We start from the raw sequence: 14,098 nt of genomic DNA on the forward strand, positions 1-14,098 counted from the left end.
CAGACGGCGCCGGGCTAAGGGACGTTGGACCCTCAGAGGCAGACGTCAGGTGATTCACGAGGTGCGTCGGCACGTGGCGACCCTGTCGCGGGTCGTCACGCCGTCGCCGCTTTTATCCCCGACGATCCGAAGGATGCGCAGGACCTGCCAGCCCCGCCATGGGGAGGACGCCAGCTTTATTTGTCGACGCGCACCACGCTGCGGGTGCTCGTGTCGACGATCACCGGGCGGCCATTGTAGTAGAAATAGGCATAGGTCGCCTCGTCCTGCAGCGGCACCAGGCTGATCGACTGCGGCACGGTCTCGCCGAGCGTCGGGGCGACCGGGAGCCGGGAGTCGTCGACCGGGTTGTCGATGGCGAACTGGTACACGTTGACGGCGGCATCGGCAGCGATGGCCGAAACGCCGGGTGCGAGACAGGCGGCGATCAGAAGCGCCGCCGAGAAAAGGGGCCGCGACCGGGAAAAGTTCATGCAATCCTCGCATTCGGACCTCCGGCCGGACCGGCCGAAAGCGTCCACCGCAGACATGGGCATGCGATACCCCCGATGTAATGCCAAATTTTCGGCCGTTTCGCAATTGTGCTTCGCGCCGGCCGATTGCGCGACCACTGTTGCAACCCGGCATCGGCCGGGAGGACGCCTCGCCGGTGGACAGGGGCGGCGACCCCTTTTCCGCGGCGGCCGCTGCCGCTATGCCGATACTCGGCCAGCCGGGCGCCCTCGCGCGGCACCGGGGACAAGAGGGAGACGGTCGATCGCTGCGATGAGGGGAGAGCCGGAGAGCGGCCCGACGCCGATGATGGCGCAATATATCGAGATCAAGGCGGCCAATCCCGATTGCCTCCTGTTCTACCGGATGGGCGACTTCTACGAGCTGTTCTTCGACGACGCGGCCGTCGCCTCGCGGGCGCTCGGCATCACGCTGACCCGGCGCGGCAAGCATCTGGGCGAGGACATCCCGATGGCCGGCGTGCCCGTGGTCGCCGCCGACGACTATCTGCAGAAGCTGATCGGCCTCGGCCACCGCGTCGCCGTCTGCGAGCAGATCGAGGATCCGGCGGAGGCCAAGAAGCGCGGCGGCAAGTCGCCGGTGCGCCGCGACGTCGTGCGCCTCGTCACCCCCGGCACGATCACCGAGGAGCGGCTGCTCGATCCGGGCAAGCCGAACTTCCTGATGAGCCTGTCGCGGCTCGGCGGGTCGAGCCCGCAGGCCGAATTCGCGCTGGCCTGGGCGGATCTGTCGACCGGCCAGTTCTGCGTCAAGGTGACCGCCGCCGACCAGATCCTGACCGACATCCAGGCGATCGAGCCGTCCGAGATCGTCGTCGCCGACACGGTGTTCCACGATGCCGTGCTGAAGCCGATCTTCCAGCGGCTCGGCGCGCTGGCGCGGCCGGAGCCGGCGGTGCTCTTCGACGGCGCGACGGCCGCCGCCCGGCTTTGCCGTTTCTACGACGTTGCCACGCTCGACGGTTTTGGCGGTTTTGGCCGGGCGGAGCTTTCCGCGGCCGCGGCGCTCCTCTCCTACCTCACCAAGACGCAGTTCGCCGCCCGTCCGGCGCTCGCCCGCCCCGAGCGGCTGGAGAGCGGTGCGGCCATGCTGATCGATCCGGCGACGCGGGCGAGCCTCGAACTGACGCGCACCGGCGACGGGCAGCGCAAGGGCAGCCTGCTCGGCACCATCGACCGCACCGCCACCGGCGCCGGCTCGCGCCTCCTGGCGCAGCGCATCGCCAGCCCGCTGACCGCGACGGCCGCGATCCGCCGCCGGCACGACGCCGTCGCCTGTTTCGTCGCCGACGGGCCGCTGCGCGACGGGTTGCGCCAGCGCCTGAAGCGGCTGCCCGATACCGAGCGGGCGCTGTCGCGTCTGTCGCTCGGGCGCGGCGGCCCGCGCGATCTCGCCGCCATCCGCGACGGCCTGATGGTGGCCGCCGAGATCGACGCGCTCCTGGCCGGCGCCGAACTGCCGGCGGAGCTGGCCGAGGCGGTCGCCGGCCTGCGGGCTCTGCCCATGGCCATGGCGGCGGAACTGACGGCCCTCCTCGCCGATCCCGCGCCCCTCCTGAAGCGCGACGGTGGCTTCGTGCGCGACGGGGCGATCGAGGCGCTGGATGCGGCGCGCGCTCTGCGCGACCATTCGCGCCAGGTGATCGCCGAGCTGCAGGCGCGCTACGTCGCCGAGACGGGCGTGCGCAATCTCCGGATCAAGCACAACAACGTGCTCGGCTATTTCGTCGAGGTGGCGGAAGGCCAGGCGGCGGCGCTCACGGGCAGCGAGGCGGCCCGCGCGTGCTTCCAGCACCGTCAGACCATGTCGAACTGCATGCGCTTCTCGACGCTGGAGCTGTCGGGTCTGGAAAGCCGCATCGCCGGGGCGGCGAGCGACGCGCTGGCGCTGGAGCTCGGCGCCTTCGAGACCGCCGCCGCCGCGGTGGTTTCGGCGGCCGGCGCGATGCAGGCGGGCGCGGCGGCGCTGGCCGTGCTCGACGTCGCCGCCGCGCTGGCGGAACTGGCGGTGGCGGAGGACTGGTCGCGGCCCGAGGTCGACGACAGCCTCGCTTTCACCATCGAAGGCGGCCGCCATCCCGTGGTCGAGGCGGCCTTGAAGGCGGGCTCCGGCACGCCCTTCGTCGCCAACGACTGCGACCTGTCGCCGCCGTCCGGCGCCGCCGGCAAGGCCGGGGCGATCTGGCTCCTGACCGGGCCGAACATGGGCGGCAAGTCGACCTTCCTGCGCCAGAACGCGCTCATCGCCGTGCTGGCCCAGGCCGGCGCCTACGTTCCCGCGGCCTCGGCCCATATCGGCGTCGTCGAACGGCTGTTCTCGCGCGTCGGCGCCTCCGACGATCTCGCCGAAGGGCGATCGACCTTCATGGTCGAGATGGTCGAGACGGCGGCGATCCTCAACCAGGCCGGACCGACGACGCTCGTCATCCTCGACGAGATCGGCCGGGGGACCTCGACCTATGACGGTCTGTCGATCGCCTTCGCCTCGGTCGAGCACCTGCACGAGGTGAACCGCTGCCGGGCGCTGTTCGCCACGCATTTCCACGAGATGACGGCGCTTTCCGCCCGGCTCGGCCGGCTGAAGAACGCCACCATGCGGGTGAAGGAATGGGAGGGCGAGGTGATTTTTCTGCACGAGGTGAGGCCCGGCGTCGCCGACCGTTCCTATGGCGTGCAGGTGGCCAAGCTCGCCGGCCTGCCGCCCTCGGTCGTCGAGCGCGCCCGGCAGGTTCTCGCCGAACTGGAAAAGGGCGAGCAGGGCGAGAAGCGCACCGCCTTCATCGACGACCTGCCGCTGTTTTCCGCCGCCGTGCGCCGCAGCCGCGCCGAGGCCGAGGCGCCGGTGAAGGACGCGGCCGACCCGGCGCTCTTGGCGCTGCGCGATCTGGACCCCGACGCCCTGAGCCCGCGCGAGGCGCTCGAGGCCCTGTACCGGCTGAAGGGGCTGGTGACCCCGGCCCACTGAGGCGGGCCGCGGGGCGGGATGCGTCGCCGGCGAGCTAGGGTCTGGCGAGCGGGAAGCCGGCAGGCCGCGGGCGATTCACGTGAAACGCGCCGGCGAACCTTGCGCCGAGCCTGAGGCTTGCCGGCTGCCGATAGTGCCTTTGCCGCAAATGGGCTATGACGCCCCGGTGCGGGGGAGGGCCGACGGCCGTCGCGGCCGAAAGGCCCGGCGCCGCTCCCTTGTTTTCGGGCCGGCCAGCGCGCCCGGGTCGCCGCTGGACGGCGCCGTCAGGACAGAAGCCATGCTGCTGCAATCGCCGAAAGCCGCCATCCTCCCGATCGCCTCCGTCGCCGAGCCGGGTTTCCGCTTTGCCGAGATCATCGACGCCGAGGCGCTTGCCCGGGATCTCGCCGCGCTCGCCGGCAAGGCGCCCGGCGACGGCGCGCCGGCCGCGGTGCGCGACAGGGTGCTCGCGCTCCTCAAGGAAAGGATCGCGATCGGCCGCAAGGCGGCCGAGACCATGCTGTTCGACGACGGCAGCGGCCTTTTGTGCGCCGCCCGCCTCTCGGCCCTGCAGGACGAGGTGATCCGGGCGGTCTACCGTTTCGCCCTCGAGCATGTCTTCGTCGCCGCCAACCTGTCGACGGGCGAGCGGATGTCGGTGATCGCCGTCGGCGGCTATGGCCGCGGCACGCTGGCGCCGGGCTCGGACATCGATCTCTTGTTCCTCCTGCCCTACAAGCAGACCGTGCTGGGCGAGCAGCTGGTGGAGTATCTGCTCTATCTGCTCTGGGACCTCGGATTCAAGGTCGGCCACGCCACGCGCTCGGTCGAGGAATGCGTGCGCCTCGCCGGCGAGGATTTCACCATCCGCACCGCCCTCCTGGAGCGCCGGCTGATCGTCGGCGAGCCGCAGCTGTTCGCGGAACTGTCGGCGCGCTTCGACAAGGAAGTGGTGGAGGGCACCGGCCAGGAATTCATCGCCGCCAAGCTCGCCGAGCGCGACGTCCGCCACACCAAGAGCGGCGACACGCGCTATCTCGTCGAGCCCAACGTCAAGGAGGGCAAGGGCGGCCTGCGCGACCTCAACACGCTGTTCTGGATCGCCAAATACCACTACCGCGTCGAGACCTCCGAGCAGCTCGTGGCCGCCGGCGTGTTCTCGCGACGCGAGGCGCGGCTCTTCCACAAGGCGGAGGACTTTCTCTGGGCGGTGCGCTGCCAGATGCATTTCCTCACCGGCAAGGCCGAGGAGCGCCTGTCCTTCGACCTGCAGCCGGAGATCGCCGCCCGCCTCGGCTACAATGCCCATCCCGGCATGAAGGACGTCGAGCGCTTCATGAAGCACTACTTCCTCATCGCCAAGGACGTCGGCGATCTCACCGGCATCTTCTGCGCGGCGCTGGAGGAGGAGCAGGCCAAGGATGTTCCCGGCCTGAAGGGGTTCGTCCGGGGCCTGCGCCACCGCGCCAAGAAGATTCCCGGCACGCTCGACTTCCACATCGACAACAACCGCATCAACGTCACCGCCCGGGACGTCTTCCAGAAGGACCCGGTCAATCTTCTCCGGATCTTCAAGCTCGCGGCCGCGCTGAACCTCGAATACCACCCGGACGCGCTGAAGCTGATCCGCCGCTCGCTGCGGCTGGTGAACGCCGAGCTGCGCGACAATCCCGAGGCCAACAGCCTGTTCCTCGACGTCCTGACCGACCGCACCGATCCGGAGCTGCATCTGCGGCGCATGAACGAGGCCGGCGTGCTCGGGCGCTTCATCCCCGAATTCGGCCGCATCGTCGCGATGATGCAGTTCAACATGTACCACCACTACACCGTCGACGAGCACCTCCTGCGCTCCATCGCCATCCTGTCGCGGATCGAGCGCGGCGAGCTCCTCGACGACCATCCGGCCTCGAGCGACCTCGTCAAGACGCTGAACGACCGGGTGCCGCTCTATGTCGCGCTGCTCCTGCACGACATCGCCAAGGGCCGCCCCGAGGACCATTCGGTCGCCGGCGCCCGCATCGCGCGGACGCTGTGCCCGCGGCTCGGCCTCGACGAGCGCCAGACCGATCTCGTCGTCTGGCTGGTCGAGGATCACCTGGTGATGTCGATGACGGCGCAGCAGCGCGACCTCAACGACCGCAAGACGATCCTCGACTTCGCCGACAAGGTGCAGACGCTGGAGCGGCTGAAGCTCCTGACCATCCTCACCGTCTGCGATATCCGCGCCGTCGGCCCCGGCGTCTGGAACGGCTGGAAGGGCCAGCTGATCCGCAACCTCTATTACGAGACCGAACCGGTGATCACCGGCGGCTTCTCGCAGTCCTCGCGCAAGCAGCGCTTCACCCAGGCCCGGGCGCATCTGGCCGAACGCCTGTCCGACTGGCCGGAAGCCGAGCGCGACGCCTATATCGACCTGCACTACCAGAACTACTTTCTCACCGTGCCGCTCGAGGAGCAGCGAAGGCACGCCGACTTCATCCGCAAGGCCTCGGCCGGCGGCGACCCGCTGGCGACCATGGTCCTCACCGACGCCTTCCAGGCGATCACCGAGATCACCATCCTCGCCCCCGACCATCCGCGCCTTCTGTCGATGATCGCCGGCGGCTGCGCCGCCACCGGCGCCAACATCGCCGACGCGCAGATCTTCACCATGACCGACGGCAGGGCCCTCGACATCGTCACCATCAACCGCGAATTCCAGAGCGACGACGACGAGCGGCGGCGGGCCGAGCGTATCGGCCGGCACATCCGCGACCTCCTGCAGGGCCGCCAGCACATGCCGGACATGATGGCGCAGCGAAAGGTCGGGCGCGGCGCAAAAATGTTCGCCGTGCGGCCGCGCGTCTTCATCGACAACGCGCTGTCGAACCAGTTCACTGTGGTCGAGGTCGAGGGCCTCGATCGTCCGGGCCTCCTCTCCGATCTCACCGGCGCGCTCTCCGACCTCAGCCTCGACATCCGCTCGGCGCACATCGCCACCTATGGCGAGCGGGCCGTCGACGTCTTCTACGTCACCGACCTCACCGGCATGAAGATCGTCAGCCCGAGCCGAACGGAGCGCATCGAAAGCCGGCTGACCTCGGTCTTCGACAGCCCGGAAGGCGAGATTTCCTCGCGCGGGACCATGCCGTCGCCGCAGGCCTTCGGCATTCCCGCCAAATGAGCCTCATCGGAAAGTTTGCCACCGTCGGCGGCGCGACGCTGTTCTCGCGCATCTTCGGCTTCGGCCGCGAGATGATGATGGCCTCGGCGCTGGGCATCGGCCCGGTCGCCGACGCCTTCAACCTCGCCTTCCGCTTCCCGAACCTGTTTCGCCGGCTGTTTGCCGAGGGCGCCTTCAACGCCGCCTTCATCCCGCTGTTCTCCCGCTCGCTCGAGGAAGACGGCGAGGACGGCGCGCGGGCCTTCGCCTCGGAAATCTTCTCGACGCTCTTCGTCGTCCTGACCGGGCTGACGATCCTGGCGCTGGTCTTCATGCCCCTCCTGGTGTCGACGATCATCGCGCCCGGTCTTGCCGCCTGCGTCGACGATCCCGCGGGGACGGCGATCTCCTGCGGCGAGCGCTTCGACATCACTGTCGCCTTCTCGCGCATCATGTTCCCTTATCTTGCCTCGATGTCGCTGATGGCGATGGTGTCGGGCATCCTCAACGCCTTCCGCCGCTTCTTTGCCGCCGCGGTGGCGCCGACGATCCTGAACTTCGTGCTGATCGGCGTGCTCGCCTGGTGCTTCTGGACCGAGGCCGACACCACGACGATCGGCCTGTGGATGAGCTGGGGCGTCTTGTTTGCCGGCATCGCCCAGCTCGCCATGGTGACGGTGGCCATGCGCATGGCCGACTTCGGCGTCTCGCTGCAGCGACCGCGCTGGACCAAGGGGCTGAAGCGCCTCCTGATCCTCGCCGGTCCCGCGGCGCTGATCGGCGGCATCACCCAGATCAACCTCTTCGTCGGCCAGGCGATCGCCTCCTACAAGCCGGGCGCGGTATCGATCCTGCAATATGCCGACCGGCCCTACCAGCTGCCGCTCGGCATGGTGGGCGTGGCCATCGGCGTCGTTCTCCTGCCGGAGCTCGCCCGCGCGCTGAAGGCCGGGCGCCTCGAAGAGGCGCAGCACACCCAGAACCGCAGCCTGGAGTTCGCGCTGTTCCTGACGGTGCCGGCGGCGGTCGCGCTGTTCCTGATCCCCGAGCCGATCATCCGCCTGATCTACGAGCGCGGCGCCTTCGATGCCGCAACGACCACGGCGGTGGCGGCGGTGCTCGGCCTCTACGCGCTCGGTCTGCCGGCCTTCGTCCTCATCAAGGTCTTCTCGCCCGGCTATTTCGCCCGGGAGGACACGCGCACGCCGATGATGATCACCGGCGCCTCGGCGATCGCCAACATCATCCTGTCGCTGATCCTCTTCAACCTCTATGCCGAGCGCGGCATCGCCCTGGCGACGACGCTCGCCGGCTGGCTGAATGCGCTGCTGCTGTTCGAGGGACTGCGCCGCAAGGGGCTCTGGCATCTCGACCGGCCGCTCCTGAAACGCGGCGCGCTCGTCCTCGTCTCGGCCCTTCTGATGGGCGGCGCGATCGTGGCGCTGGAATTCTGGCTCGCCCCCTGGATGCAGCCGTCCTCCGGCCTGCTGGCGCAGATCGCCGCGATCCTCGTCCTCGTCGGCGTCGCCATGGCGGTCTATTTCGTCCTGGCGCTGGCCACCGGCGCCGTCGACCGCGGCCTGGTGATGCGCCTCGTCAAACGACAGCGCGGCTGACGGGGGATTTTTGCCGGCGTCCTTAGGGTTTTCGTAACCTCTCCTCTCAGCGGTTTGTTTAGCTCCCTGTGCTTTGGTGAAAAGCAGGAAGGGAGGGCCGGGCGATGCAGGACAGGGCAAGGCTGCATTACATCGACGCCTTGCGCGTCTCGGCCTTCGCGCTGTTGATCCTCTATCACGCCTCCGTCGCCTTCTTTCCCAGCCTGCACTGGCTGGTCGAGAGCCCTGCCAAGAGCCTGGGGCTGGAGGTGGTGATGAACCATCCGCGCGCCTGGCGCCTTGCGCTTCTCTTCTTCGTCTCCGGCATGGGCGTCGCTCTGGCCGCGCGCCATGTCGCGCTCGGCGCCTTCGTCCGCCAGCGGCTGGTTCGGCTCGGCCTGCCGCTCGCCGCGGCGATGGCGCTGTTCATCGTGCCACAGGTCTGGTGCGAGCGGGTGTTGGAGGAGGGCTACCAGGGCTCGCTCGCGACCTTCTGGCTGACCCGCTATTTTACGGAAGGCAAATACCCGGACGGCAACATCACCTGGGCGCATATGTGGTTCGTCGCCTATCTGATCGCGCTCGTCGTCACGGTCCTGCCGGTCCTGAAGCTCCTCGACCGGCCGGCCCTCGCGCCGCTTTCCCGCACCGTCGAACGGCTGTTCGACACGCCCTGGATCTACGCGCTCTTCCTCCTGCCGCTCGCCGCCAATCTGGCGCTGTCGCCCTGGTTTCCGCGTGAGACGAATGCGCTCTACAACGACGGCGCCTGGTTCGCCGTCTGGGCGAGCTGGTTCGGCTTCGGCTACCTCTTCGCGCGATCGCACCAGGCGCTGATCGGCGGCGTCATCGCCCGCCGCTGGACCAGCGCGAGCATGGCCGCCGCCCTGTCGGGGCTGCTCTTCGCCTTCGCCTGGGGGCCGGACAGCGCCTGGTCGATCGGCGGCTACGAGGCGATGACCGTGCCCTTCAAGGCGCTGACGCTGGCGCTCGCCTGGTCGATGATCCTCACGCTCCTCGGCTTTGCCGCCCGCCACATCGGCGCGCCCAACCGTGTCGTGCGCTATTGCAGCGACGGCGTCTTCGCCTTCTATGTCATCCACCAGACCCTCGTCGTGGCGGCCCTCTCTTATCTCCTGCCGCAAGGTCTCGGACTGTGGTCGACCTTTGCGCTCGTGGTCGCGGCGACGGTCGTCGGCTGCCTGCTCTTCTTCGAGCTTGCCCGCCGCCTGCCCGCCCCGCTCGCTCTGGCCTGCGGCGTCCAGCGGCGTCGTGCCGTCGCCGTGCCGGCGCCGATCCCGGCACCGGCACCGCTGGTGCCGGCCGCCGCGCTGCCGCCCGAACCGCTCCGGATAGCCGCCTGACGGGCATTCCCGCCGGCCGCCGCGGACGCGCCGCTTGATCGTCGCTGGACCGCCGTGCATATAGCCGGCGATTCCCGGTCCGTCGCCGGGGGCGCGATGAAGGGCGAGTGGCATGCCGGTAGCGGGTCAGAGCGGGTTCGAACCGCGGGTGTTTTCCGGCGTGCAGCCGACGGGCAACCTGCATCTCGGCAACTATCTCGGCGCCATCCGCCGCTTCGTCGAGCTGCAGGACACGCATCCTTGCGTGTTCTGCGTCGTCGACATGCACGCCATCACCGTCTGGCAGGAGCCGGCCGAGCTCATGCGCTCGACGCGCGAGGTCACAGCGGCCTTCATCGCCTCCGGCATCGACCCCGAGCGCCACATCGTCTTCAACCAGAGCCGCGTCGCCGAGCACGCCGAACTTGCCTGGGTGTTCAACTGCACGGCGCGCATGGGCTGGCTGAGCCGCATGACGCAGTTCAAGGACAAGGCCGGCAAGGACCGCGAGAACGCTTCGGCCGGGCTCTTCGTCTATCCCGCGCTGATGGCGGCCGACATTTTGCTGTACCGCGCGACCCACGTGCCCGTCGGCGAGGACCAGAAGCAGCACCTCGAACTGACCCGCGACATCGCGGCAAAATTCAACAACGACTTTTCCGCCCGGATCGCCGAACTCGGCCTCGGCGTGGCCGCCACCGGCGAGGACGCCGCCGAGGGGGCGACGCAGGGCTATTTCCCGATGACCGAGCCGCTGATCGACGGTCCGGCGACGCGGGTGATGAGCCTGAAGGACGGCACCAAGAAGATGTCGAAGTCCGACCCCTCGGACCTCTCGCGCATCAACCTCACCGACGACGCCGACGCCATCGCCCGCAAGATCCGCAAGGCCAAGACCGATCCCGACGCGCTGCCGTCCGAGGTCGCCGGCCTTGCCGGCCGGGCCGAGGCCGACAACCTCGTCGGCATCTTTGCCGCCCTTGCCGGACGCACCAAGGCCGACGTCCTCAAGGATTTCGGCGGCCAGCAGTTCTCGGCCTTCAAGCCGGCACTGGCCGAGGTGGCGGTCGCCAAGCTCGGGCCGATCACGGCGGAGATGCGCCGCATCCTCGCCGATCCCGGCGCGATCGACCAGGTGCTGTCGAAGGGCGCGGCGCGCGCCCGCGAGATCGCGGCGAAGAACATGGCCGAGGTGAAGAAGATCGTCGGCCTCCTCGCCGATTGACTCGCCCCGTCGCTCGTCGCGCGGTAGGATGCGGCGAGCGACGGAGGCTGCCATGGCGAAGGCGAAGACTACGGTGACGATCGAGGGCAAGGCGGCGGAAAGACTCGCCGAGCTTGCCGCTGCATCCGGGCGCAGCGAGACGTTTTATGCCGCCTACATCATCGAGGAATATGCCGCGCGGGAACTGCATCTCATCGGCGAGATGAAGGCGGCGTCAGCCCGCGTTGCGAGCGGTGGTGGTATCCCGCATGAAGAAGCTGTGCAACGTTTCAAGGCAACCATAGATCGCGCGCGGAGGCCCGCCGCGGAATGACCCGGAAGGTTGTCTGGGACCCGAGGGCACTGGACGACTTCGATAAGATTCTTGCCTTTCTGTCCGAGCAGAACCCAGTTGCTGCCGACGCTCTCGCATTGAAGATCAAGACGACCCTCGAACGTCTCGCGCATTATCCGACTGGAAGGCGCAGCCGTGCCGAAGGCTATTTTGAGAAGCCGGTGACCGGCAGGCCCTACACCATCGCATACGAACTAACCGATGCGGCTGTCGTCGTGATCCGCCTTGTCCATCAACGTCGCGACTGGCCGGAGGGCGGCTGGCCGAAGGGCTGACGTCTTGCCCTTCCCGGATCGTCCTGCCATGGTCCGGCCATGGTTTCCAAACGGATCGGCCGCGACGCTGGCGGCAAGCGCAAATTCCTCGCGATCATCGACGCGACGCCCGAATGCGGGCGGGCGGCCTCCTATGCCGCGCGCCGCGCCAAGGCGAGCGGCGGCGGCGCGGTGCTGCTCTACATCATCGAGCCGGCCGACTTCCAGCATTGGCTCGGGGTCGAGAAGATCATGCGCGCCGAGGCCGAGGCGGAGGCGCATTCGCGCCTGTCGAAGGTCGCCGAGGAGATCCGCGAATCGGTTGGTGTCGAGCCGGAACTCGTCGTGCGCGAAGGCAAGACCATTGAGGAGATCACCGCGCTGATCGAGGCCGACCGCGAGATCGCCATCCTGGTCCTGGCCGCCGGCGATTCCAGCGAGGGTCCGGGACCGCTCGTCTCCTCGATCGCCGGCAAGGGCGCCGCCTTCCCGATTCCGGTGACGATCGTGCCGGCGACGCTGACCGACGAGGAAATCGAAAGCCTCTGCTGAACGTCGACCGCAGTGTTCGATCCGCTGCCCCTTTCGCTGCCCGTCGGCCGTCGCTAGATAACGGGGCAGAAGCCGAACCGGTTTGCCGGGCCGGTCCTCGGGCGCAAGGCCCGATCTCATTCGACAGGAAGGGCCTTCCGCACGCCTGCGGACGGCAAGCCTCCCGAAAGGACGCGCCATGTTCATCCAGACCGAAGTCACCCCCAATCCCGCCACGCTGAAATTCCTGCCGGGCCGGGTCGTGCTCGAGGAGGGGACGGCCGAGTTCCTGAGCCCGGACGACGCGGCCGAGCGTTCCCCGCTCGCCGCCCGGCTGATGGCGGTGCCCGGCGTCACTGCCGTCTTCTTCGGCTATGACTTCGTCACCGTTTCCAAGGACGGCCCGGAATGGCAGCACCTGAAGCCGGCGATCCTCGCCGGGCTGATGGAGCATTTCATGTCGGACCAGCCGACCATGGCGCAGGCCGGCGCGGTGTCGGACAGCGGCGAGGAGTTCTTCGAGGAGGGCGACGCCGCGCTCGTCACGACGATCAAGGAACTGCTCGACACCCGCGTGCGCCCGGCCGTCGCCCAGGACGGCGGCGACATCACCTTCCGCGGCTTTCGCGAGGGCACGGTCTATCTCAACATGCGCGGCTCCTGCGCCGGCTGCCCGTCGTCGACGGCGACGCTGAAGCACGGCATCCAGAACCTGCTGCGCCACTTCGTGCCCGAGGTCGAATCCGTCGAGGCAATCTGACCGCCCTCGACTCCGGGCGAGCGAGAAGCTAACCGGCTGATATGACCGACCTCCTCCTGTGCATCGACACATCAGGGCCGCGCTGTGCCGTCTCCCTCCATGACGCAGGCGGCACGCGGCGGCTCGCCGCCATCGCTCCCGACATCGGCCGCGGCCATGCCGAAGTTCTAATGGGGCTGATCGAGGACGTGCTTAGCGAGGCCGGCGCGGGCTATCCCGACATCGCCAAGATCGCCGTCGTCGTCGGCCCCGGCTCGTTCACCGGCCTGCGCGTCGGCGTCGCCGCCGCCAAGGGCCTGGCGCTGGCGCTGACGAGGCCGCTGGTCGGCCTGTCCAGCCTGGAGGTCCTCGCCGAACCGCACTGGGGCGGGGAGGGCCGCGTGCTGGCCGTCAGCGACGCCAAGCGCGGCGAGGTCTATGCCGCGCTCTACGGTCGGAACGGAGCGGTGCTGGCCCCGCCGCAGGCCTTGCCTCCCGGGAATCTCGCAGCGCTCGTCGCCGGCACCCTGGCCGAAAGGCCGCTGATCGCCGTCGGCACGGGCGCCGGGATCGCGCGCGACGTCCTCGGCGATCAGCTCACCGGCATCGCCAATCCCGAAGGCCTGGCGGACATGGACGCCCTGACACGTCTCGCGGCGGCGCGGGCGCCCGAGGGCCCGCTGCACCTTCTCTATCTGCGTGGCGCCGACGCCAAGCCGGCCGCACCGACCGGTATTTCGCACGCCGCCGAGCCGCCGTCGGCGGCCTGATCGGCAACCTTGTCGCAAGACCCGTCTGCTACGATGTTGAGCCAGAGCAGGCGAAGACCTGCCATGGCATGGCCGGGTTCCGGCAGCAGGGAGGAGAGGCGATGTACTGGTATCTGCCTTGGGTCTGGACCGCGACCTTCTGGAACGAGTGGGCCGGCACGCTGCCGCTCGTCGCCGTGCCGATGCAGCCGGAAGACCTCGACTTCGTCGCCGACATCCACAGCCAGGCCTTCGATCGCCCTTGGTCCGGCGACGAATTCGCCGCGCTCCTGTCGCAGCCCGGAGCCTTCGGCTTCGTCGCCCGGCGGGTCGGGGCCCCGAGCAACGCCCCGGCCGGCTTCGTGCTGGCGAGGCTCGTCGCCGGCGAGGCCGAAATCCTGACCATCGCCGTCTCGCCAAAATTTCGCGGCCGCGGGGTCGGCCGCATGCTCATGGACCAGGTCCTGCAGCACCTGCATCAGGAAAGGGCCGACTCGCTCTTCCTCGAGGTCGACGAGGAGAACGCCGCCGCGATCGCCCTCTATCGCCGCCTGCGCTTTGCCGAGGTCGGCCGGCGTCCCGCCTACTACAGCGATGATAGGGGGCGAAAGACTAGTGCGCTTGTCCTCAAGCGGGTGCTTGGGTAAGCATCGGCGGGTCTTTCCACGGCGAGGCCTCAGCGATACCATGCCCTTGCTTGCTCTGATCCGTCGATTGTTCCGGCCGG

General features: G+C 68.8%; 12 protein-coding genes. 11 read left to right on the plus strand and 1 reads right to left on the minus strand.

Annotated elements, in window-relative coordinates:
- Nucleotides 1–176: 176 nt before the first annotated feature.
- A complete protein-coding gene (locus IEX88_RS01360; RefSeq protein ID WP_188848760.1) occupies nt 177–473 on the minus strand; it encodes a DUF1236 domain-containing protein in 297 nt (98 codons plus the stop codon).
- Nucleotides 474–765: 292 nt separating this feature from the next.
- Between IEX88_RS01360 and mutS the strand changes: the two genes are divergently transcribed.
- The 11 genes from mutS (at nt 766) to rimI (ending at nt 14,018) form a co-directional block, all read left to right on the plus strand.
- Nucleotides 766–3,477 (plus strand): DNA mismatch repair protein MutS, encoded by a 2,712-nt coding sequence (gene mutS, locus IEX88_RS01365; protein WP_244639759.1) that lies wholly within the window; start codon nt 766–768, stop codon nt 3,475–3,477.
- A 280-nt stretch (nt 3,478–3,757) separates the two neighbouring features.
- Nucleotides 3,758–6,622, plus strand: a complete 2,865-nt coding sequence (locus IEX88_RS01370; protein WP_188848761.1) for a [protein-PII] uridylyltransferase — start codon at nt 3,758–3,760, stop codon at nt 6,620–6,622.
- Nucleotides 6,619–8,217: a murein biosynthesis integral membrane protein MurJ gene (murJ, locus tag IEX88_RS01375; protein ID WP_188848762.1), complete on the plus strand. Its 1,599-nt coding sequence runs from the start codon at nt 6,619–6,621 to the stop codon at nt 8,215–8,217. Before IEX88_RS01370 ends, murJ begins: the two co-directional genes overlap by 4 nt.
- A 104-nt stretch (nt 8,218–8,321) precedes the next feature.
- Nucleotides 8,322–9,560, plus strand: a complete 1,239-nt coding sequence (locus tag IEX88_RS01380) for an acyltransferase family protein (protein ID WP_188848763.1) — start codon at nt 8,322–8,324, stop codon at nt 9,558–9,560.
- Nucleotides 9,561–9,672: 112 nt separating this feature from the next.
- Entirely contained in the window at nt 9,673–10,764 is a 1,092-nt protein-coding gene (gene trpS, locus IEX88_RS01385) for a tryptophan--tRNA ligase (RefSeq protein ID WP_188848764.1), read from the plus strand.
- A gap of 52 nt (nt 10,765–10,816) precedes the next feature.
- Nucleotides 10,817–11,077: a hypothetical protein gene (locus IEX88_RS01390; protein WP_188848765.1), complete on the plus strand. Its 261-nt coding sequence runs from the start codon at nt 10,817–10,819 to the stop codon at nt 11,075–11,077.
- Nucleotides 11,074–11,373, plus strand: a complete 300-nt coding sequence (locus tag IEX88_RS01395) for a type II toxin-antitoxin system RelE/ParE family toxin (RefSeq protein ID WP_188848766.1) — start codon at nt 11,074–11,076, stop codon at nt 11,371–11,373. The genes IEX88_RS01390 and IEX88_RS01395 overlap by 4 nt, the downstream gene beginning before the upstream one ends.
- Before the next feature lie 39 nt (nt 11,374–11,412).
- Nucleotides 11,413–11,904, plus strand: coding sequence for a universal stress protein (locus tag IEX88_RS01400; protein ID WP_188848767.1), 492 nt, complete (start codon nt 11,413–11,415; stop codon nt 11,902–11,904).
- A 178-nt stretch (nt 11,905–12,082) separates the two neighbouring features.
- Nucleotides 12,083–12,643, plus strand: coding sequence for a NifU family protein (locus tag IEX88_RS01405; RefSeq protein WP_188848768.1), 561 nt, complete (start codon nt 12,083–12,085; stop codon nt 12,641–12,643).
- Between the two features lie 41 nt (nt 12,644–12,684).
- Nucleotides 12,685–13,392 carry a tRNA (adenosine(37)-N6)-threonylcarbamoyltransferase complex dimerization subunit type 1 TsaB gene (gene tsaB, locus IEX88_RS01410; RefSeq protein WP_188848769.1) on the plus strand — a complete coding sequence of 236 codons (708 nt, stop codon included), beginning with the start codon at nt 12,685–12,687 and terminating at the stop codon, nt 13,390–13,392.
- 182 nt (nt 13,393–13,574) lie between these two features.
- Nucleotides 13,575–14,018 (plus strand): ribosomal protein S18-alanine N-acetyltransferase, encoded by a 444-nt coding sequence (gene rimI / locus IEX88_RS01415; protein ID WP_244639805.1) that lies wholly within the window; start codon nt 13,575–13,577, stop codon nt 14,016–14,018.
- Nucleotides 14,019–14,098: the final 80 nt, after the last annotated feature.

The organism is Aureimonas glaciei (assembly GCF_014643375.1).
Classification (GTDB): domain Bacteria; phylum Pseudomonadota; class Alphaproteobacteria; order Rhizobiales; family Rhizobiaceae; genus Plantimonas; species Plantimonas glaciei.